This is a genomic window from Tepidiphilus sp. J10, from assembly GCF_006980785.1.
Classification (GTDB): domain Bacteria; phylum Pseudomonadota; class Gammaproteobacteria; order Burkholderiales; family Rhodocyclaceae; genus Tepidiphilus; species Tepidiphilus olei.
In genome coordinates this window covers 41,655-60,925 of the sequence record NZ_SBHP01000001.1, presented here as the reverse complement: position 1 = coordinate 60,925, position 19,271 = coordinate 41,655, and the positions used below count along the sequence as shown (strand labels likewise).

The 19,271-nt window shown below is 65.6% G+C and carries 21 protein-coding genes; 16 read left to right on the top strand and 5 right to left on the bottom strand.

Annotated features, from left to right (window positions below):
- Window positions 1-70: 70 nt before the first annotated feature.
- The 5 genes from EPD81_RS00290 (at window position 71) to EPD81_RS00270 (ending at window position 4,684) form a co-directional block, all read left to right on the top strand.
- On the top strand, window positions 71-415 hold the full coding sequence (locus EPD81_RS00290; RefSeq protein WP_142803460.1) for a flagellar transcriptional regulator FlhD: 345 nt from the start codon (window positions 71-73) through the stop codon (window positions 413-415).
- A complete protein-coding gene (flhC, locus tag EPD81_RS00285; protein WP_142803459.1) occupies window positions 402-974 on the top strand; it encodes a flagellar transcriptional regulator FlhC in 573 nt (190 codons plus the stop codon). Before EPD81_RS00290 ends, flhC begins: the two co-directional genes overlap by 14 nt.
- A gap of 129 nt (window positions 975-1,103) precedes the next feature.
- On the top strand, window positions 1,104-1,955 hold the full coding sequence (gene motA / locus EPD81_RS00280) for a flagellar motor stator protein MotA (protein WP_142803458.1): 852 nt from the start codon (window positions 1,104-1,106) through the stop codon (window positions 1,953-1,955).
- A gap of 12 nt (window positions 1,956-1,967) precedes the next feature.
- Complete coding sequence (locus EPD81_RS00275; RefSeq protein WP_142803457.1) at window positions 1,968-3,041, top strand: flagellar motor protein MotB; 1,074 nt, start codon at window positions 1,968-1,970, stop codon at window positions 3,039-3,041.
- The gene (locus tag EPD81_RS00270) at window positions 3,038-4,684 is read left to right on the top strand and encodes a chemotaxis protein CheB (protein WP_142803456.1); all 1,647 of its coding nucleotides are present in this window, start codon (window positions 3,038-3,040) and stop codon (window positions 4,682-4,684) included. The genes EPD81_RS00275 and EPD81_RS00270 overlap by 4 nt, the downstream gene beginning before the upstream one ends.
- A 10-nt stretch (window positions 4,685-4,694) precedes the next feature.
- Here EPD81_RS00270 and EPD81_RS10880 read toward each other — a convergent pair whose 3' ends face one another.
- A complete protein-coding gene (locus EPD81_RS10880) occupies window positions 4,695-5,855 on the bottom strand; it encodes a methyl-accepting chemotaxis protein (RefSeq protein WP_142803455.1) in 1,161 nt (386 codons plus the stop codon).
- 135 nt (window positions 5,856-5,990) lie between these two features.
- Here EPD81_RS10880 and EPD81_RS00260 point away from each other — a divergent pair, with 135 nt between their 5' ends.
- Genes EPD81_RS00260 through EPD81_RS00240 form a run of 5 tightly spaced genes read left to right on the top strand, consistent with a single transcriptional unit; the run spans window position 5,991 to window position 11,170 of the window.
- Window positions 5,991-6,965 (top strand): chemotaxis protein, encoded by a 975-nt coding sequence (locus EPD81_RS00260; RefSeq protein ID WP_141056703.1) that lies wholly within the window; start codon window positions 5,991-5,993, stop codon window positions 6,963-6,965.
- Between the two features lie 22 nt (window positions 6,966-6,987).
- Complete coding sequence (locus tag EPD81_RS00255) at window positions 6,988-7,953, top strand: chemotaxis protein (protein WP_142804209.1); 966 nt, start codon at window positions 6,988-6,990, stop codon at window positions 7,951-7,953.
- Between the two features lie 23 nt (window positions 7,954-7,976).
- On the top strand, window positions 7,977-8,390 hold the full coding sequence (gene cheY / locus EPD81_RS00250; RefSeq protein ID WP_055423744.1) for a chemotaxis response regulator CheY: 414 nt from the start codon (window positions 7,977-7,979) through the stop codon (window positions 8,388-8,390).
- Window positions 8,387-9,247: a protein phosphatase CheZ gene (cheZ, locus tag EPD81_RS00245; protein WP_221929145.1), complete on the top strand. Its 861-nt coding sequence runs from the start codon at window positions 8,387-8,389 to the stop codon at window positions 9,245-9,247. The genes cheY and cheZ overlap by 4 nt, the downstream gene beginning before the upstream one ends.
- A 51-nt stretch (window positions 9,248-9,298) precedes the next feature.
- Window positions 9,299-11,170 carry a chemotaxis protein CheA gene (locus EPD81_RS00240; protein ID WP_142804207.1) on the top strand — a complete coding sequence of 624 codons (1,872 nt, stop codon included), beginning with the start codon at window positions 9,299-9,301 and terminating at the stop codon, window positions 11,168-11,170.
- A gap of 55 nt (window positions 11,171-11,225) precedes the next feature.
- Here EPD81_RS00240 and tal read toward each other — a convergent pair whose 3' ends face one another.
- The 4 genes from tal to xseA form a co-directional block, all read right to left on the bottom strand.
- Window positions 11,226-12,308: a transaldolase gene (tal, locus tag EPD81_RS00235; RefSeq protein WP_185955310.1), complete on the bottom strand. Its 1,083-nt coding sequence runs from the start codon at window positions 12,306-12,308 to the stop codon at window positions 11,226-11,228.
- Window positions 12,305-13,210 (bottom strand): pseudouridine synthase, encoded by a 906-nt coding sequence (locus EPD81_RS00230; RefSeq protein WP_221929143.1) that lies wholly within the window; start codon window positions 13,208-13,210, stop codon window positions 12,305-12,307. The genes tal and EPD81_RS00230 overlap by 4 nt, the downstream gene beginning before the upstream one ends.
- On the bottom strand, window positions 13,137-13,724 hold the full coding sequence (locus tag EPD81_RS00225) for a superoxide dismutase (protein WP_142803453.1): 588 nt from the start codon (window positions 13,722-13,724) through the stop codon (window positions 13,137-13,139). Before EPD81_RS00225 ends, EPD81_RS00230 begins: the two co-directional genes overlap by 74 nt.
- Window positions 13,725-13,792: 68 nt before the next feature.
- Window positions 13,793-15,172 carry an exodeoxyribonuclease VII large subunit gene (gene xseA, locus EPD81_RS00220; RefSeq protein ID WP_221929142.1) on the bottom strand — a complete coding sequence of 460 codons (1,380 nt, stop codon included), beginning with the start codon at window positions 15,170-15,172 and terminating at the stop codon, window positions 13,793-13,795.
- A gap of 322 nt (window positions 15,173-15,494) precedes the next feature.
- Between xseA and EPD81_RS00215 the strand changes: the two genes are divergently transcribed.
- Genes EPD81_RS00215 through adk form a run of 6 tightly spaced genes read left to right on the top strand, consistent with a single transcriptional unit; the run spans window position 15,495 to window position 19,182 of the window.
- Window positions 15,495-16,112, top strand: coding sequence for a MotA/TolQ/ExbB proton channel family protein (locus EPD81_RS00215; protein ID WP_142804204.1), 618 nt, complete (start codon window positions 15,495-15,497; stop codon window positions 16,110-16,112).
- Window positions 16,109-16,537 carry a biopolymer transporter ExbD gene (locus EPD81_RS00210; RefSeq protein WP_142803452.1) on the top strand — a complete coding sequence of 143 codons (429 nt, stop codon included), beginning with the start codon at window positions 16,109-16,111 and terminating at the stop codon, window positions 16,535-16,537. The genes EPD81_RS00215 and EPD81_RS00210 overlap by 4 nt, the downstream gene beginning before the upstream one ends.
- Window positions 16,534-17,589, top strand: coding sequence for a tetraacyldisaccharide 4'-kinase (gene lpxK / locus EPD81_RS00205; protein WP_142803451.1), 1,056 nt, complete (start codon window positions 16,534-16,536; stop codon window positions 17,587-17,589). Before EPD81_RS00210 ends, lpxK begins: the two co-directional genes overlap by 4 nt.
- Window positions 17,522-17,710, top strand: a complete 189-nt coding sequence (locus EPD81_RS00200) for a Trm112 family protein (RefSeq protein ID WP_142803450.1) — start codon at window positions 17,522-17,524, stop codon at window positions 17,708-17,710. Before lpxK ends, EPD81_RS00200 begins: the two co-directional genes overlap by 68 nt.
- Window positions 17,707-18,477 (top strand): 3-deoxy-manno-octulosonate cytidylyltransferase, encoded by a 771-nt coding sequence (kdsB, locus tag EPD81_RS00195; RefSeq protein ID WP_142803449.1) that lies wholly within the window; start codon window positions 17,707-17,709, stop codon window positions 18,475-18,477. The genes EPD81_RS00200 and kdsB overlap by 4 nt, the downstream gene beginning before the upstream one ends.
- Window positions 18,478-18,525: 48 nt before the next feature.
- Entirely contained in the window at window positions 18,526-19,182 is a 657-nt protein-coding gene (adk, locus tag EPD81_RS00190) for an adenylate kinase (protein WP_142803448.1), read from the top strand.
- Window positions 19,183-19,271 lie beyond the last annotated feature (89 nt).

The following is a 19,271-nucleotide window of genomic DNA, read 5'->3' as shown; positions in this document are numbered from 1 at the left end:
TTCGGCGCCTTTTTCCGCGCGCCATTGCACCGACATCGTGTTATTTTGTAAGCGAGCGTGGGGGGAAATCATGGAGCACGAGGATTTCGCCGACGAAATTCGCGACCTGAACCTGAGCTTTCTGGTGCTGGCGCAGCGTATGGTACAGCGCGATCCGGTCGCCGCCGCCGTGAAGCTCGGTCTGGAGGCTGAAACGGTGCGCTGGATCGCCGCCCTGTCCCCGGCCAAGCTCGTGCGCATGGCGAGTCTGCAGATCGGCTTGCCGCAGTTTCGTTTCGATGCCGAAGTGCTCGAACGTATGGCCGGGGAGAAGGCGCGCGACGAGCTCACGGCCAATCTGCACGCCGCGATTCTGGCGCACGGTAACCCACGTAAAAAAACCAAGCAAGCGGGAGGGCATCATGAAGAGAGTTGATTCGATCGAGCGGGAAGCCCACGAGGTTCGCCTCGCGGCGGAGCTCATCCGGCTCGGCGCGCGCATGCAGTTACTCGAGGCAGAAATCTCCCTCAGCCGCGAGCGCCTCCTCAAGCTCTACAAAGAGATCCGCCAGTCCTCTCCGCCCAAGGGAATGCTGCCTTTCTCCACCGATTGGTTCATGACCTGGCAGCCCAACGTGCATGCGTCCCTCTTCATGAATCTCTACCGGCGGGTGCGCCACACCGAAGCCGCCGAAGGTGTGCAGGCGCTGATCGCCGCCTATCATCTCTATCTCGACCAGATCGAGGCGATCGGCACCGATCCGGTGCTCAGCGTCACGCGCGCCTGGACGCTACTGCGCTTTTTCGAAGCGGACTTGGTGCAGCTCACGCCCTGCTCATGCTGTGGCGCCGAATTCCTCACCCACGCCTATGAGCCGGCCAAGACCTTCGTCTGCGGCATCTGCCACATGCCCTCGCGCGCAGGCAGCAGCCACAAGTCGGCCAAGGCGGCCATCTCCCGCGGGCAGAAGCGCCTGAGCGCCCAGCCTGCCTGAACCCCCCCACGAGTATGCCCAAGCGCCGCGCATGAGTCCGTGCTAACATAGAACTCCCCCCGGGGATGGGGGCAGCGTGGCTGCTTGCGCAGCGTTCTACGGCTCACGGCAAAGCGAAAAGGGGGATGCGTGTTTCTGCTGCTCGGGTATGTGATCATACTCGCATCGGCTTTTGGTACCTATGCGATCCACGGCAGCCTCGTGGCACTGTGGGTGCCGGCAGAATATGTTGCAATCATCGGCCTGATGATCGGCAGCTTCATCGCCAGCAACGACGGTGCCACCATCAAGCTCGTGCTCGGGCGGCTCTCGGGCGCGCTCAAGGGCTCGCCCTATACGCGCGCCTTCTACCTCGAGCTGCTCTCCCTCCTCTACGAGATCCTGATCAAGATCCGCAAGGAAGGCTTGATGTCGATCGAACAGGACGTGGACAACCCCGAGGGTTCGGCCCTGTTCGGAAAATACCCGCTCGTGCTCAAGGATCATCATCTGGTCGAATTCATCACCGACTACCTGCGCATGATGGTGAGCGGCAGTCTCAATCCGGTCGAAATCGAGACCCTGATGGATCAGGAGCTCGAGACGCACCATCGGGAAGCGCATCTGCCGCCGCATATCGTGAGCAAGATCGCCGACGCCTTGCCCGCCTTCGGGATCGTCGTCGCCGTCATGGGGGTGGTGAACGTGCTCGGTTCGGTGGGCGAGCCGCCGGCGGTGCTGGGCAAGAAGCTCGGCGGCGCCCTGGTCGGGACTTTCCTTGGCATCCTCCTCTCCTACGGCTTCGTCGCGCCCATCGCCGGTCAGCTCGAAGTGAAGGCCGAGGATGGCGCCAAGCCCTTCCAGGTGGCCAAGGTGGTGCTGCTTGCCAGCATGAGCGGCTATCCGCCGCAGATCGCCATCGAATTCGGGCGCAAGGTGCTATGGACGCGCGATCGTCCCACCTTCCTTCAGCTCGAGGAAGAGCTGAAGAACCGCAAGTAAGGATGCGCCGGGATGACCGACGAAAGTCAGCAGCCAATCGTCATCAAGCGCATCAAGAAGGGCGGCGGCGCTGCGCACGGCGGGGCGTGGAAAGTGGCCTACGCCGACTTCGTCACCGCCCTGATGGCGTTTTTCCTCTTGCTGTGGCTGCTCGGCTCCACCGCCCAGGGGGATCTCGAAGGCATTGCTCAGTTTTTCCAGAATCCGCTCAAGGTCGCGCGCGAAGGTGGGGCGGGCGCCGGTGATGCCGAGCGCATCATCCCTGGCGGCGGAGAGGATCTGAGCCGGCGCGTGGGACAGGTCAAGCGCGGAGAGACGCGCAGCGAGAAGAGCACGGCGACGCGCGAAGGCGGGGAGGGGGCATCCCCCTTGCACGGCCGCTCCGACGTGGAGATCGCCGCCGGCGGTCAGGGAAGGGTGGCCGGCACGCCGCTCACCGAAGCGTCTCCGGCGCCCGGTCGCGGCGGCGGCAGCAGCGGCCCCGGCGTGGGGGGGGAGAAACTGCGTGAGCTGCAGCAGCTTGAACGCACCCGGGCGATGCTGGAGGCGATCATCGAGGCTGACCTGAACCTGCGGGCGATGAAGGATCAGATCCAGATGCGCATCAGCGACGACGGGCTGGTGATCGAGATCGTCGATACGCAGAACCGCCCCATGTTCGCCCTCGGCAGCGCCCAGGTTCAGGACTACGCCCGGCGGCTCCTGCGCACGGTGGGGCGCACGCTCAACGATCTGCCCAACCGCATCAGCATCGCCGGCCATACCGACGCTACGCCCTACGCCGGCGACGGCCGCGGCATGTCGAACTGGGAACTTTCCGCCGAGCGGGCCAACGCCGCCCGCCGCGAGCTCATCGCCGGCGGGCTTGACCCGAACCGAATCTTTCGCGTCGTCGGCATGGCCGATACCTCCCCCCTCATCCCCGAAGATCCCTACGCGCCGCAGAACCGGCGCATCAGCATCATCGTGCTGAAGAAAGAAGTCGAAGATGCCTGGCGGGCAAGGGAGAATGCAGCGCCGCTCCTGCAGGGGTACGGACCGCCGCCGTCTGCGCCGACCGTCAAGCTTGATGGAACCTCACCATGAGCCGCGAAGAGGCTCCCGGTTCGGCACTGCAGCGCATCGCCGAGGTGCGGCGCAGCATCGAGCGCCTCGCCCAGACTCGCCTCGAATCGCTGCCGCGCGAATTCGAGTTCACCGAAGCGGATTTCGCCGCCATCCGGGCTTTGGTGGCCGAACGCGCCGGTATTGCGCTCTCGCCAGCCAAGCGCGACATGGTCTACGTGCGCCTGTCGCGCCGCCTGCGTGCGCTCGGGCTCAAGCGCTTTGCCGACTACCTGGCGCGGGTGCGCAGCGACGAGCGTGAACTCGAAGCCTTCATCAACGCCCTCACCACCAATCTGACCTATTTCTTCCGTGAGCCGCACCACTTCGAGCACTTGCGGACGTGGCTCGGGCAGCGCCCAGGGACCCGCCTGTGGTCGGCTGGCTGTGCGAGCGGTGAAGAAGCCTATTCCATTGCCATGACGGCCTGCGAAGCGTGGGGGCGGCTCGATCCTCCCGTCGAAATCTTCGCCACCGACCTCGATACACAAGTGCTGGAAGAGGGCCGCCGCGGCATCTATGCCGCTGAGCGTCTCGAGGCGATCGATCCCGGCCTGCGTTCCCGCTATTTCGTTCCTCTCGCTGACGGCCGCTGGCAGATTCGTGCCGAACTGCGCGCCCTCGTGCGCTTCGACCGGCTCAATTTCGTCGAAAATCCTTGGCCGGTGCAAGGGCCGTTCGATGCGATCTTCTGCCGCAACGTGCTCATCTACTTCGCCCGGCATACCCAGCGCATGATCCTCGAGCGCTTCGTGCCCCTCTTGCAGCCTGGCGGCTATCTCTATCTGGGGCATTCGGAGAACCTCCTCTACGCGAGTGAGGCGTTCGAGCCGCTGGGGCGCACGATCTATCGTCGCAAGGCTGACGGGGAATTGGCGGCGGTATCAAGAGAGCGTCGGATCGGTTCGCAGCCGGAGGCCGTGGCGCGCGGCGAATCATGGTTGCCTTCGTCCTCTCGCGCCGGTGGATTTACAGGAACCGTCGGGGCGGAGGCGAGCTCGAGCAAGGCTCGCGTTGAGCCGGTGCGCCCCGGCGATCCGGTGATCCTCATCGGCGCTTCCACCGGCGGCACCGAGGCGATCAAGACGGTATTGCAAGCCTTACCGGCCGACGCTCCACCGGTGCTCATCGTGCAGCACATGCCGGAGCATTTCACCGCCTCGTTCGCCAAGCGGCTGGATCAAGTGTGCGCCCTGCGCGTGAGCGAAGCGCGCGACGGGGAAGTCCTGACGCGCGGCCGGGCTTGGGTGGCGCCGGGGCATTCGCACCTGCGCCTCGAACGTCAGGGGAACGGCTACGTGCTGCGGCTGGACCGCTCCGAGCCGGTCAACCGTCATCGTCCCTCCGTGGACGTGCTCTTTTTCAGCGCGGCCGAGGTGCTGGGGCCGGCGGCGGTGGCGGTGCTCCTTACCGGTATGGGGCGCGACGGCGCCCAAGGGCTACTTGCTTTGAAAGAGGCGGGCGCCCACACCATCGCTCAGGACGAGGCGAGCGCCGTCATCTGGGGCATGCCCGGCGAGGCGGTGCGCTTGGGCGCCGCCTGCGAAGTGTTGCCGCTCACCGAGATCGGGCCGGCGATTGTGCGGGCGGTGTCGGGCCGGCAGGCGTTTTGCTCGCGCCACTGAGCGGCGCGCGCTAGGGGCGCGCCGCCTCCCCGCCTTTGGCGCAGGCAAGCAGCTCGGTATTCTTTTCCGCACCCTCGACCAGCCGGTCGAGCCCCTGCATGACTTCCTGGCTGGCGAGTTCCATGCGGTGCGCCGCCTCGACCATGCGCTCGACGTCCTTTTTCGCCAGCGCCGCAAAAGCTTCCTGGGCCGCCTCGTGTACCGCGCGATGCGGCCGTTCGATCTCGCGATAGCCAGGAAAGCCGCTGAAGCACTCCTTGCCGCGCCCTTCGTAGTACCAGCGCCCGAGGCGGCAGTTTTGATGACTGGCGAATTCCGCCGCCGGCTTGTCGCTCACCCCGAGCAGCACTTGGTACACGGCGAACTTGTAGAGGATGTGGTCGATCTTGGCGAGCTCGCAGAAGCTGCGCAGCGCCGACAGCGCGGCCGAGCGTTCGAGGGCTTCGACGAGCCCTTCGAGCGACCCCACTTCCTGCACCGCTTTGTCGCCCTCTTCGCTGAGCCGGCTGGATTCGTGCGCCAGCTCGCCCATGGCCTCGCGGCTCGAGCCGCTGTCGCTGCGGATCTGCTCGACGAGGCGCGAGATGTCGGCAGTGGCCACCGCCGTGCGCTCGGCCAGTTTGCGGATCTCGTCGGCCACCACGGCGAAGCCGCGCCCCTGCTCGCCGGCGCGCGCCGCCTCGATGGCCGCGTTCAAGGCGAGCAGGTTCGTCTGGTCGGCGATCTCGCGGATGAGGTTGACGATGCCGGTGATCTCCTGCGCCCGCGCATCGAGCGCGCCGACTTTCTGCGCCGCGCTCTGGGAGCGCTCGGTGAGGCGGCGCAGGCTCTGGGCGATGGCTTCGGCCGCCTCGCGGCTTACTTCGGCGCGCGCAAACGCCTGCTCGGCGGTTTGCCGGTCTTCCTCGCTGCGCTGCGCCAGGGTAGCGACGCTGCCCTGGACGTGGCCGAGGGAGGCGTGAAACGCCTTGAATTCCTCGCTCACCCGGCGCATGGAGTTGCTTTCCCAACGGCAACGCTCCGCTTCGGCCTGGGCTTCTTCGAGCTGGCGACGCAGCGTCGCAAGCTCGTTTTCCTTGCGACGAATCTCTTCGTCTAAAGACTGGATGCGGGACTCGAGCTCGCGCAGACGGTTTTTGTCGCCAAATAGCATGATTTTGCTCCCGGACATGGCATGGAAGTATATTACGGCATGCCTTGCCAAAACTTGAGGAAAAAATAGGCCGAAAAAACGCGGCAATTCTCCTAAAGTTCATGAAAGCGATGCCGTAATATAAACTATGGAAACTTCCACGGGAGTGGCGCGATGTCCGACCTACTCAAACGCATCGACGAGCGCACCAAGCTCGCCGGCACCAACAAGCTCGAGATCCTGCTCTTCACGCTCGGCGTGAGCAAGGTCACCAAGCGGCGCGAGACCTACGGCATCAACGTCTTCAAGGTGCGCGAGGTGATGAAGACCCCGCCCATCACCGCCGCGCCCGACATGCCGCCTGCCGTGAAAGGGGTGGTGAGCCTGCGCGGAGTGCTCGTGCCGGTGGTCGACCTGGGCGAATACGTCGGGGTGGAGCCCGGCAGCGAGCGCAACATCATGATCATCACCGAGTACAACGGCAAGGTGCAGGGCTTCCTCGTCGAGTCGGTCGATACCATCCTGCGGCTCGACTGGTCGCAGATCCGCGTGCCGCCCGAGATGCTCACGGCCAAAACGGGCGGCTTGGTGACTGCGGTCACGGAGCTTCCCGATGGGCGCCTCGTGATGCTGCTCGACGTGGAAAAGGTGCTCTCCGACATCACCAAGTACGACGAGGCCGAAGATCTGTACGCCGGCATCGAGCCGCTTCCGGATGGCGACAGATACACCGTGTATTTCGCCGACGACTCGGCGGTGGCGCGCGAGCAGATCGAGCGCACCCTGCAAAAGATGGGGGTACGCTACGTGGGGGCGGTCAACGGCCGCATCGCCTGGGAGAATCTCGAAAAAGCCGCCGAGCGCGCCAAGATCACCGGTCGTCCCATCACCGACTTCGTCAGCGCCGTGATCACCGATATCGAGATGCCCGAGATGGATGGGTTCATCCTCACGAAGAAGATCAAATCCGACCGGCGCTTCACCGGCGTGCCGGTGTTGATGCATTCTTCTCTCTCGGGTATGCAGAACCAGTATCTGGGCAAATCGGTGGGCGTCGACGAATACGTCCCCAAATTCCATCCGCGCGAACTCGCCGAGACGCTGCAGCGCCTGTTCGCCAAACGTCAGGAAACCGCCAAGGAGGGCTGAAATGGCCAATCCGTCCGAACCCATGGTGATCGAACCGGAACTGGTCGACCCCGATGCCGAGAAGGCGTCAGAGCGCTTCGAAGAGATCGAGGCGCGCGCGGGGCTTGCCGGCTCGAACCGCTTCGAGATCCTGCTCTTTTCCCTGGGGACGTCCGAAACCTTCGGCATCAACGTCTTCAAGGTGCGGGAGGTCATGGCCACCCCCTTCATCACGCGCGCACCCAACGTACCACCCGGTGTGGAAGGGCTGGTGAGTCTGCGCGGCAACGTGATCCCGGTGGTGTCGCTCGCCAAGGTGATGGAGCTCGCCCCCATGGACGATCGTATCGCCCCGGCGATGATGGTGGCGGAATATTGCCGCAAGACCTTGGGTTTTCTCGTCGAGGCGGTCGATCGCATCATCCGCGTCGAGTGGTCCAAGGTACGCGAGCCGGAAAACGTCTCCTCTCAAGTGCATGGCATGATCACTTCCATCACCGAGTTGCCCGACGGGCGATTGGTGTCGATCATCGACGTCGAGGCGGTGCTGGCCAAGACTTTCGGCGAGGCGGTGGTGGGCGTCATCCTGCCGATTCCCGACGGTCATCGCCGGCACGTGTTTTTCGTCGACGATTCGAGCGTGGCGCGCAAGAAGATCGCCGAGGTGCTCGACAAGCTCGGCGTCAAGCACACGCACGCCAACAACGGCATGGAAGCCTGGGAGCGGCTGCAAAGCATGGCCAATTTCGCCGAGCAGACGGGAACGCCTTTGCGCGACCAGCTCGACGTGATCCTCACCGACGCCGAGATGCCCGAGATGGACGGCTACGTCCTCACCAAGAACGTCAAGGCCGATCCCCGCTTCGACGGTATTCCCGTGATCATGTATTCTTCGCTCACTTCGCAGGCCAACCGCGCCATGGGCGAGCGCGTGGGGGTCGACGGGTACGTGGAAAAATTCGACGCGCAGATGCTGGCCGAGACCTTGCGGCCGCTGCTGATGCGCTGACAAAGAACAACGGAGAATGCTAGATGGCGGACGACAAGACGCGCTTCCTGGTCGTGGATGATTTCTCGACGATGCGTCGTATCTTGCGCAACCTCTTGAAAGAGTTGGGCTACACCAACGTCGACGAGGCCGAGGACGGCGTGGCGGCGCTGCACAAGCTCGAGTCGCAGCCCTACGATTTCGTCATCACCGACTGGAACATGCCGAACATGGACGGGCTGACGCTGCTGCGCAAGATCCGCAGCAGCGACAAGCTCAAGCACCTGCCGGTGCTCATGGTCACCGCCGAGGCGAAGAAAGAGAACATCATCGCCGCAGCGCAAGCCGGGGCTTCGGGCTACATCGTCAAGCCCTTCACCGCGGCGGTGCTGGCCGAGAAAATCGACCGAATTTTCGAGAAAATGGGCAAGAAACCGGCCGGAGGATCGGCGCAATGAGCAAGAAAATGCCTGATGAGCGTTCCCCAGAGCGCCAAACCGGCCCGAGCGGCGACAACGACGAGCTGCAGGCGCTCTTTGACAGCATCGTCGGTTCGGCGGGCAGCGTGTCGGAGCCCGACGAGCCGGCGCAAGGAGACAGCGACGAGCTGCAGGCGCTCTTCGACGCCGTGGCGCAGCAGTTCAGCGCCGGCGCAGAAGATGCGACCCGGGAGGCACACGCGCCGGCGCCAGCGTCCTCCCTCGTGCCGCACGACGAACTCGTCCAGCGCCTGGGTAAGGTGGCACGCCAGCTGCACGAGGCGCTCACGGAGCTGGGCTGCGAGACGGTCATTGCCGAGGCGGCCCAGGCCGTGCCCGATGCGCGCCAGCGCCTGCACTACATCGCCCAGATGACCGAACAGGCCGCCTCGCGCGTACTCAACGCCACCGACATCGCCATCCCCCTGCAGAAAACGCTCGCAGAGAAAGCCGAGGGTTTGAAAAAGCGCTGGGACGATCTCTTCGCCAATCGTCTCTCGCCGCAGGAGTTTCGCCAGCTCGCGCACGATACGAGGGCTTTCCTCGCCGATGTGGCCGACACCTCGCATGCGACCACGAAGCAACTCATGGAAATCATGATGGCGCAGGATTTCCAGGATCTCACCGGCCAGGTGATTAAGAAAGTGATCGAGATCGTCGGTCGTATCGAGACGGAGCTGCTGCAGATCCTCATCGAGGCGATCCCGGAGGAGTCGCGTCCGAAGAAAGTGGCCGAAGTGTCGCTGATGAACGGGCCGGTGATCGACTCACGCAAGGAAGGGGTGATCACCTCGCAGGAAGAGGTGGACGATTTGTTGAAGAGCCTGGGCTTCTGAAACGGCCTCGGCAACCAGTAAGGGAGAACGGCCGTGAGCGACTTTGCCGGAATGCAGGATCTATTGCAGGATTTTCTCGTCGAGGCCGAGGATTTGCTTTCGGGGGTCGACAACAAGCTGGTCGAACTCGAACGCAACCCCGAAAATCGGGCCCTATTGAACGAGATTTTCCGCGGTTTCCATACCATCAAGGGGGGAGCGGGTTTTTTGGGGGCACAGGAACTCGTCACTTTGTGCCATCTCACCGAAAACCTCTTCGACAAGCTGCGCAACGGCGAGCTGCATTTGAGCCCGGCGCTGATGGACGTCATCCTCGAAGCCACGGCGGCGGTGCGCGAAATGTTCGGTTATCTCGAGCGCAGTGTGCAGCCGCCACCGGCCGATCCGCAATTGCTCGAACGCCTGCGGCTCGCCATCGCCGGCAAGCTGGAACGAGGCGGTGACGCCTCGGCAGCGGGTGACCCCCCCGCCGGCGCGCAGCAGGCGGGCGCGGCCGAACCGGACTGGGAGACGCTGCACGCCGTCGTGGCCGGCGCGGGCGCATCGTCGGCCAAGTCGCCCTCGGGCGCCGGGGGATCGGCTGCCCCGCCCGGCGACGAGGCCAACGGAAAATCCGACGAAGGAAAGGGGCGGGCTGCCGTACCCGTGGCCGCGGCCCGGCGGCCGGTGGCGCCTCTGGCGCGCAAGGAAACGGTGCAGCGCGAAACGGCCATCCGCGTCGATACCGCCCGGCTCGATCAGGTGCTCAACCTCGCCGGTGAGATCGGGCTCACCAAAAATCGCCTCACGGCCCTCAGGAGCGACATCCTCTCGGGTAAGACCGACCCGGATACCCTGCATGCGCTCGACGTGGCGGTGAATCAGCTCGACCTCCTCGTCTCCGACCTGCAAAATGCCGTCATGAAGACGCGCATGCAGCCGATCGGGCGTCTCTTCCAGAAGTATCCCCGCATCGCGCGCGACCTGGCACGGCAGCTGGGCAAGGAGGTCGAGCTCGTCATCCAGGGGGAAGAGACCGAGATCGACAAGACCATGATCGAGGATCTCTCCGACCCGCTCATTCACCTCATCCGCAACGCCGTCGACCACGGCATCGAGATGCCCGAGCAGCGAATCGCCGTGGGCAAGCCGCCTCAGGGGACGGTGACGCTGGCCGCCAAGCAGGAAGGGGATCACATCGTCATCATCGTCGCCGACGATGGCCGCGGCATGGACCCCGAGAAGATCCGCGCCAAGGCGGTGGAGAAAGGGCTCATCACGCCGGAAGAGGCCAACAGTCTCGACGAGCGCCAGAGCCTGAACCTCATTTTCCTGCCCGGTTTCTCCATGGCCGACCGCGTTTCCGACGTCTCCGGCCGCGGGGTGGGCACCGACGTGGTGCGTACCAACATCACCAAGCTCAACGGCACCATCGACGTGCGCTCCGAAGTCGGGCGCGGTACCACCTTCGTCATCAACCTGCCGCTCACGCTGGCGATCTTGCCGGTGCTGCTGGTGCGTCTGGGCGATCAACCCTTCGCCGTGCCGCTTTCCATGGTGCGCGAGATCCTGCCGATCCATCTCGACGAAGTGCGCGAGGTCGGCGGGCGAGCGACGCTCTTCGTGCGCGGCGAGGTGCTGCCGATTTTGCCGCTGGCGAACCTGCTCAACTGGACGCTGGAACGTGCCCCGGCCTATGGGGTGCTCATGCAGATGGCTGAATTCTCTTTCATTCTGGGCATCGACACCTTCGCCGGCCGTGAGGACGCGGTGATCAAGTCGCTGGAGGATTTCCGCCCCAAAGGCGTGGCGGGCGTGACCATCCTCTCGAATGGCCAGATCGTGCTGATCCTCGACATGAAGGAGCTCTTCGAGACCGGCACCGGCACCAGGGGGGTGAGCAAGGCGTCGCTCGAAGCGAAGAAGGCGCTCGCCACTGCTTGAAGCAACAATGAAGTGCGGTAGGTAAAGGCGGCGGGCGGGTCCCGCCGCCTTCGTTTCAGGCCAGGAGCGCGAGGAGCCGCCGCTGCGCGGCCTCGAACTGGGCCAGGCCCTGCTGCTGCAACGCCTCGCCGATCGCCTCGGGGTCGATGTCGAGGCGGGCGAGCTGCGCCCAGTGCGCCTGGGCGGCGTCGACCTCTTCGAGGATCGTCGCGCCGCGCGCCTGGCCGTGGTCGAACAGCGCCGTGAGCGTCGCTTCGGGCAGGGTATTGACCGTCTCCGGCCCCACCAGCGGTTCCACGTAGAGCAGATCCGGATAAGCAGGGTTCTTGGTGCTGGTACTCGCCCACAACGGCCGTTGCGCCCAGGCTCCGGCGCGGCGCAAGGATCCGAGAGCGTCCTCGCCGAAATGGCGCAGGAAATCCTGGTAGGCGAGCTTGGCGAAGGCCACCGCGGTCTTGCCCTGCCATTCGGGGTGTTCGGGCGCACGCTCGGCCAGCAGCGCATCCACCGCCGTGTCGAGCCGCGAGAGGAAAAGGCTCGCCACCCCGAAAACCGCTGCCAGCGGCCGGCCGGCGGCCTGGCGCTGCTCGAGGCCCCGCCGATAGGCTTCGGCCACGCGGCGGTACTGCGTGCGCGAGAAGAGCAGCGTCACGTTGACGTTGATCCCCTCGGCGACGAGCGTCTCCAGGGCCTGGGCCCCCGCGGCGGTGCCGGGGATCTTGACGAGCAGATTGGGACGTTCGATCGCGGCATGCACCCGCCGGGCGGCGGCGATGGTGCCGGCGGCGTCGGGCGCGAGCTCGGGGTCTACTTCCAGGCTCACGTAGCCGCGCTCGCCGCCCGATTCTTGCCATAGGGGAAGGAGCAGATCGCAGGCGCGGCGCACGTCGGCGAAGGTGAGCCGTTCGAGCCGCTCCCACGGGGCGAGGTCGCAGCGGCGCAGCGCCTCGACTTCTCCACGATAGGCGGGGCTCTTGGCGATGGCGTTTTCGAAGATGGCCGGATTGGTGGTGATGCCGCTCACGCCCGCCTCCAGCAGACGGGCGAGCTGCCCGCCGTCGAGGAGGTCGCGCGAGAGGCTGTCGAGCCAGATCTGTTGACCAAGTTCGAGGAGATCATGCAGCACGGTTCGGGTCATGCGTCGTCTTCCGGGAGGAGTGCAGGGGCATTGGCCAGAGCGGCGATCTTCGCCGTGAGCATACCATCTTCCTGCGGCTCGTCGATGCAGGAAAGCGCCTCTTCCCAGCCGAGCCGGCGGGCGAGGGCGGCGAAATCCGGATCGAGCGCGTGCAGCACGAGCGGCGAGCCTCCCTCGGGGTGGCGCAGCGCCAGATCGCAGCAGGTGAGCAGCAGGCGGGATACGCCCAGGCGTTCGCGCCACAGGCGGTTGTGCAGTCCGTGACCGTAGGTGGTGTCGCCGATGAGGGGGTAGCTGGCGTGGCGCAGGTGGCGGCGAATCTGGTGCTGGCGTCCGCCCTCCGGATAGCAGGCCACGAGCGCGTAGCGGCTGGTGGGGTGGCGGTCGTTGGGCCAGGGCAGTTCGATCGTGGCCAGGCGCCGTACCTCGGTGCACGCGGTTTTCTCGGCATCGCGCGGCCCGGGGACGGTGCGGGCGATGCGCGACAGCGGCCGATCAATCGTCAGGGTTTCGGGCGGATGTCCCCGCACCACGGCGAGGTAACGCTTGGCGACGCGCCGGCTGGCGAAGTCGGCCGCCAAGGCGGCGGCAGTGGCCGCATCGAGGGCGAAGAGCACCGGGCCGGAGGTGGGTTTGTCGAGGCGATGGACGGGAAAGACGCGCCGACCGAGGCGATCGCGCAGCCAGCGCAGCAGGACGCGGGATTCGCGCGCGTCGAGCTCGGTGGGATGGACGAGCCAGCCCGAGGGCTTGAAAACGGCGACGAGCCGCTCGTCCTCATGGAGGAACGAGGGCTCGTCGTGCTCCGATAGCGCGGGATTCAGAACGTCAGGCGGCGTAGTTGCGCTCCGCGAAATCCCAGTTGACCAGGTGTTCGAGGAAGGCGGTGACGAAGTCGGCACGGCGGTTGCGATAGTCGATGTAGTAGGCATGCTCCCACACGTCGATGCACAGCAGCGGCGTGTCGCCCGTGGTGAGCGGCGTGCCGGCTGCGCCCATGTTGACCACGTCGACCGAGCCGTCGGCTTTCTTCACCAGCCACGTCCAGCCGGAGCCGAAGTTGCCGACGGCACTCGTATGGAAGACTTTCTTGAATTCATCGAAACTGCCCCATTTGGCCTTGATGGCATCGAGCAGCGCCCCTTTGGGCTCGCCGCCGCCGTTGGGTTTCATGCAGTGCCAGAAGAAGGTGTGGTTCCAGGTTTGCGCGGCGTTGTTGTACAGGCCGCCGGCCGGGGCTTTCTTGACGATGGACTCGAGGTCCATGTTCTCGTATTCGGTACCCTTGATGAGGTTGTTGAGGTTGGTCACGTAGGCCTGATGGTGCTTGCCGTAGTGGTACTCCATCGTCTCTTCGGAGATGTAGGGGGCAAGCGCGTTCTTCGGATAAGGCAGTTCGGGCAGTTTGTGTTCCATGTTTCTCTCTCCTTTGCGTGAAGGGCCGGCTGTCGTGCCGGTGGGGGCTGAGGAAAACCCTTAGCATTTTAGTCGGACTTTTCCACCCCGACAACCTCGGCCGCAGCGCGGCCATCGTGGAATTCGAGGCGGATGGCTTGCCCCGAGGCGAGCTGCCCCGCGCTCGTGAGCACTTGGCCGGCGGCATCGCTCACCAGCGCATAGCCGCGCTCCAGCACCGCCTTGGGGTCGAGCGCGTGAAGGCGGTCTTCGAGCCGCTCCAGCCGGCGGCGGGGGGCTTCCAGCGCCTGCATCGCGGCACGAGGCAGGCGCTCGCCGAAGGCGTCGAGCCGGGCGCGGTGTCCGGCGAGCGTCGGTCGGGCGGCGGCAAGCCGCCGGTGCAGGGCATCGAGCCTCAGCCGTGACTCGGCGAGCGTGCGCCGCTGCCCTGCCGTGAGCCGTGCGTGCAGCCCTTCGAGCCGCCGACGGGCTTCCGCGAGGCGCGCCGCCGGGTGCGTGAGACGCAGCTGCAGGCGGTCGAGCCGCTGGCTTTCGGTGAGCAGACGCTCGCGCAGCGCCCGCTGCAGGCGCCGCATCAGCAGATCGAGTTCGAGCGGCAGTTCGGTCCAGCCTTGGCTCACCAGCATCGCCGCGCCGGTGGGCGTGGGGGCCCGCACATCGGCCACCAGGTCGGCGATGGTCACGTCGGCTTCGTGCCCGACGCCGCTCGCGATCGGCACGGGGCTCGCCGCGATCGCGCGGGCGAGCGCCTCGTCATTGTAGGCCATGAGATCTTCAGGGCTGCCGCCGCCGCGCACGAGCAGCGCCGCTTCGATGCCGAGGCGCGCTGCGCTCTCGCCGAGCAAGGCAAGCGCTGCCGCCATTTTTGCCGGTGCTTCCGCACCCTGCACCAGCGTGGGCAAGAGCACGATCTCGATGAGGGGCGCGCGCTGGCGCAGCGTGCGCAGCACGTCGTGGATGGCGTCTCCCGCCGGTGAGGTGATGAGCGCGAGGCGGCGCGGCCGACGCGGCAGGGGGCGCTTCCTTTCGGTGGCGAAGAGCCCTTCGGCCTCGAGCTTGGCCTTGACGGCCAGGAAACGTTGCCACAGCAGGCCGGCACCGGCCGGCTTGAGACCGCGCACCACGAGCTGGTAATCGCCTCGGGGGGCATAGACGCTCAACTGGCCAGCTGCCTCCACGCTGTGCCCTTCGGCGAGTAGCCGCGCGAAGGCCGTCGCCTGCCGCCGCCACAGGACGCAACGCAGTGCCGCGACTTCGTCCTTGAGCGTGAAGTAGCAGTGCCCGGAGGAAGCGAGGGTGAGGCCGGAGATCTCGCCGATGACGTTGACCTCGGCAAAACCCGTTTCCAGGCAGTCTTTGATGCGTTGTGTGAGCTGGCCGACGGTTTCGGTCGGTGGCGGGAAGGGGGTGGAATCGGGGCTCATGCGCGCGATTGTACTGCGTTTCATCCCCAACGAGACGCTTTCTGTCATGCAACGGTAGCATCGGAACAGAAGCGCTTGATTTCTCGGTATGTTTTTGTAAACTATTGATTTTTATATGTAATTTTTTTGATGAAAAATGTGGCAAAGTGAGGTTCTTCCTACCGCGACAAGGGTTATGACTGGTTTCGCACTTTCATACACAAAGTTATCCACAGACTTTGTGGAAGAGTGGAACAAGGTGTGCGGCCGGCGCGGCGTCCCATTCGAGGCGGGCTGAGATATAATGCCGAAAGCAAAGGCCGTCGTCTCGGCCTTCGTCGTGCAAATCTCCGAGAGGGCAGGGTTCGTGTGGTCGATCATACAGGCATCGGGGTGGCCGATATGGCCGCTGTTGTTGGCTTCCATCCTTGCGGTGGCGATCGTGATCGAACGCACCTGGACATTGCGGCGCACGCGCATCAATCCACCAGGGCTGCTCGCCTCGGTGCTCGAGGAGTTGCGTCGTGGCGCATCGCCGCAAGAGCTTGCGTTGCGGCTGGAGGGGCATTCGCCGCTCGGGCGTGTGTTCGCGGCCGGGCTGCGCAATTACCGCTCTTCTCGTGAGGTGATGAAAGAGGCGATCGAGGACGCCGGTCGGGTGGTGGCGCACGGCTTGGAGCGCTATCTCACGGCTTTGGGGACCATCGCCGCGGTCTCGCCGCTCTTGGGTTTGTTGGGTACCATCATCGGGATGATCGAGATCTTCGCCTCACAGTCGGCCGCTGGTACCAATCCCCAGCAGCTGGCGCATGGCATCTCGGTGGCGCTCAACACCACCGGGCTCGGACTCATCATCGCCATTCCTGCGACCATTTTCTGGCGCCATTTCCGGGCCTACGTCGATTCCCTGGTCTTGGAGATGGAACAGGAAGCCGTGCGTCTGGTGGAAGTGGCCCACGGTGAGCGGGCCGGAGCCGAAGTATGAAGTTTCGCACGGCCGGCGGTTTGCGCGAGGAGCCATTCCTGAATCTGGTGCCGCTCATCGACGTGGTGCTGGTGATCCTCATCTTTCTGAGCGTGACGACCACGTTCTCTCGGACGGCGCAGCTGCAGATCGATCTCCCCGAAGCCGATGAGGCGCTACCGGTCGATAGCATGCCCAAGGAATGGGTGGTGGCCATCACCGCCGACGGGGCCGTGTTCATCGGTGAGCGGGCCGTGGGGCTCGGCAGCGTGGAGGACATCGAAGCGGCACTGCTGGCGATGATCCCGGCCGGCTCGAAGCCTACCATCGTGATCGAAGCGGACGCGAAGACGCCGCATCAGCGCGTGATCGACGTGATGCGCGCGGCCCAGCGCGCCGGCTTCGAGAAGCTCACTTTCTCCGTCGAGCGCGTCGAAGGGCGATGAGGGCGGCGCCGCCGTGGTGGTCGCACCGCAGCGCCGTGGCGTGCGCACTCCTGCCTTTTTCCCTGATTTTCGGCCTCGTGGTGCGGCTGCGCGCGTCGGCCTATCGTCGCGGCTGGCTGCGGCGCTGCCGTCCTCCCGTGTTCGTGCTGGTGGTGGGGAATCTCAACGTGGGCGGCAGCGGCAAGACGCCGGTGGTGGTGGCGTTCGCGCACGCGCTCGCGGCCCGGGGCATCCGCTGTGGCATCGTCAGCCGCGGCTATGGCGGTAGCGTCCGGGGAGCGGCGGAGGTGCCGGCCGAGGGGGACCCTGTCCTCTATGGCGACGAACCGGTGCTGCTTGCGCGCGAAACGGGAGTACCGGTGGTGGTGGGGCGAGCGCGCTGCGCCGCCGTGGCCGAGCTGCTGCGCCGTCATCCCGACGTACGCTTGGTGCTCGCCGACGACGGTCTCCAGCATCTGCGGCTCGAGCGCGACTTCGAACTCGTGGTGCTCGATCGGAACGCTCTGGGCAATGCTTGGCTGCTGCCGGCCGGCCCCTTGCGCGAGCCGCTCTCGCGCCTGCGTACGGTCGATGCGGTGGTGGCGCACGAACCGCAGCAGGTGCGCGCCCTCGTACCGGACGAAGTACCGCTCTATGGGCTGCGGCTCGAACCCGAGGCGCTCGTCTCGCTCGCCGATCCTTCGCGGCGCTTGCCCCTGTCGGCGCTTGCCGGGCAACGGGTCCATGCCGTGGCCGGCATCGGCCGCCCCGAACGCTTCTTCGCCACGCTGCGTGCCCTGGGTGCCGAGGTGGTGCCCCACGCCTTTCCCGATCACCATCCCTATCGACCGGAGGATCTGGATTTCGGCGCGCCGCAGGAGTGGCGGATTTTCACCAGCAAGGATGCGGTAAAATGCCGGCCATACGCGCGGCCGCACGATTGGGTGCTCATGGTGCGTGCCCGGCTCGACGAGGCGCTCGTCGAGCGCATTCTGGAGCGAATGAATGGATACTCGTCTGCTGGACGTGCTGGTGTGCCCGCTGTGCAAGGGGCCGCTCAAATACGACCGTGAACGGCAGGAGCTCGTCTGCCGCGCCGACCGCCTGGCCTATCCGATCCGCGACGGCATTCCCGTGATGCTCGCCGACGAGGCGCGCCCCATCACGGCCGAGGAAGTCGAGGCGCTCAAGTGAGCGGTTTTCGGGTGGTGATCCCGGCGCGGCTCGCGTCCACTCGCCTGCCGAACAAGCCGCTCGTCGATCTCGCTGGCAAACCGATGGTGGTGCGGGTGTGGGAACGGGCGGTTGCCTCCGGGGCCGACGAGGTATGGGTGGCAACCGACTCGCCGCAGGTGCTGGCGGCGGTGCAGCAGGCCGGAGGGCGGGCGATCCTCACGCGCGGCGATCACGCCTCCGGCACCGACCGGCTCGCCGAGGTGGTCGAGCGCCTAGGGTGGGAGAACGAGGCCATCGTCGTCAACGTGCAGGGCGACGAGCCGCTCATCGATCCCTTGGTCATCGCGCGCACGGCCGAGACGCTCGCGCGCACTCCGTCGGCGGCGATCGCCACGCTCGCGCATCCGATCGAATCGGCGGAAGAATTCTTCGACCCGAACGCCGTGAAGGTGGTGTGCGATGCCTCGGGGCGGGCGCTCTATTTTTCCCGCGCGCCCTTGCCGTGGGCGCGGGACGCCTTCGCCACCGGGCGTGCGGCGCGTTTGCCCGAGGGCTTGCCGGCCTTGCGCCACGTCGGGCTCTACGCCTACCGTGCGGCGTTCTTGCGCGCCTTTGCGCGACTCGCGCCTTGCGCCCTGGAGCGGTTCGAGGCGCTGGAGCAGTTGCGCGCTCTATATCACGGCTATGCCATCCAGGTGGAAGTGATCACCTCGGCTCCGGCGCCCGGCGTCGATACACCGCAGGATCTGGAGCGGGTGCGCCGGATGATCGTTGGGGCCGCATGAAGTCTGGCCATTTCCGTTTTCGTCGTCAATCATAAAGGAGAGGGGATCGTGCGCTTGATTCTTTTGGGACCGCCGGGAGCGGGGAAAGGGACGCAGGCCGCCGTCATCAAGGAGAAGTTCGGCATTCCGCAGATCTCGACCGGCGACATGTTGCGCGCCGCGGTGAAGGCGGGAACGCCGCTGGGGCTCGCGGCGAAGAAGGTGATGGACGAAGGAGGTCTGGTTTCCGACGACATCATCATCGGCTTGGTGCGCGAGCGCCTGCAGCAACCCGATTGCCAGGTGGGCTACATGTTCGACGGTTTTCCGCGCACGATCGCCCAGGCCGATGCGCTCAAGGAGGGCGGCATCCCGCTCGATTACGTGCTGGTGATCGAGGTGCCCGACGAGGAGATCATCGATCGCATGAGCGGCCGCCTCGTGCATCCGGCCTCCGGTCGCACTTATCACGTGCGCTACAACCCGCCCAAAGTGCCGGGCAAGGACGACGTCACCGGGGAAGATCTCATCCAGCGCGACGACGACCGCGAAGAGGTGGTGCGCAAGCGTCTGGCGGTCTATCACGAGCAGACGAAGCCGCTCATCGCCTATTACGAAGCCTGGGCGGCGAGCGGCGACCCCGCCGCGCCCAAGGTGCGCAAGGTCTCGGGGTTGGGACCGGTGGACGAAGTAACGCAGCGCATCCTGGAGGCGCTCTCCAGCTGATGCGTCGGGGCTCGGGCGACGCTGCGTCTGCGTCGCCTCGTGGTGCTCATTGCGCTTCTTCGGCTTCTACGGATGAAAAAACGCCCGGC

Coding starts and splice junctions, on each gene's coding strand:
- EPD81_RS00290 (WP_142803460.1), top strand. CDS start 71: ATGGAGCACGAGGATTTCGCCGACGAAATTCGCGACCTGAACCTGAGC.
- flhC (WP_142803459.1), top strand. CDS start 402: ATGAAGAGAGTTGATTCGATCGAGCGGGAAGCCCACGAGGTTCGCCTC.
- EPD81_RS00275 (WP_142803457.1), top strand. CDS start 1,968: ATGACCGACGAAAGTCAGCAGCCAATCGTCATCAAGCGCATCAAGAAG.
- EPD81_RS00270 (WP_142803456.1), top strand. CDS start 3,038: ATGAGCCGCGAAGAGGCTCCCGGTTCGGCACTGCAGCGCATCGCCGAG.
- EPD81_RS10880 (WP_142803455.1), bottom strand. CDS start 5,855: ATGTCCGGGAGCAAAATCATGCTATTTGGCGACAAAAACCGTCTGCGC.
- EPD81_RS00260 (WP_141056703.1), top strand. CDS start 5,991: ATGTCCGACCTACTCAAACGCATCGACGAGCGCACCAAGCTCGCCGGC.
- EPD81_RS00255 (WP_142804209.1), top strand. CDS start 6,988: ATGGTGATCGAACCGGAACTGGTCGACCCCGATGCCGAGAAGGCGTCA.
- cheY (WP_055423744.1), top strand. CDS start 7,977: ATGGCGGACGACAAGACGCGCTTCCTGGTCGTGGATGATTTCTCGACG.
- cheZ (WP_221929145.1), top strand. CDS start 8,387: ATGAGCAAGAAAATGCCTGATGAGCGTTCCCCAGAGCGCCAAACCGGC.
- EPD81_RS00240 (WP_142804207.1), top strand. CDS start 9,299: ATGCAGGATCTATTGCAGGATTTTCTCGTCGAGGCCGAGGATTTGCTT.
- tal (WP_185955310.1), bottom strand. CDS start 12,308: ATGACCCGAACCGTGCTGCATGATCTCCTCGAACTTGGTCAACAGATC.
- EPD81_RS00225 (WP_142803453.1), bottom strand. CDS start 13,724: ATGGAACACAAACTGCCCGAACTGCCTTATCCGAAGAACGCGCTTGCC.
- xseA (WP_221929142.1), bottom strand. CDS start 15,172: ATGAAACGCAGTACAATCGCGCGCATGAGCCCCGATTCCACCCCCTTC.
- EPD81_RS00210 (WP_142803452.1), top strand. CDS start 16,109: ATGAAGTTTCGCACGGCCGGCGGTTTGCGCGAGGAGCCATTCCTGAAT.
- lpxK (WP_142803451.1), top strand. CDS start 16,534: ATGAGGGCGGCGCCGCCGTGGTGGTCGCACCGCAGCGCCGTGGCGTGC.
- EPD81_RS00200 (WP_142803450.1), top strand. CDS start 17,522: ATGGATACTCGTCTGCTGGACGTGCTGGTGTGCCCGCTGTGCAAGGGG.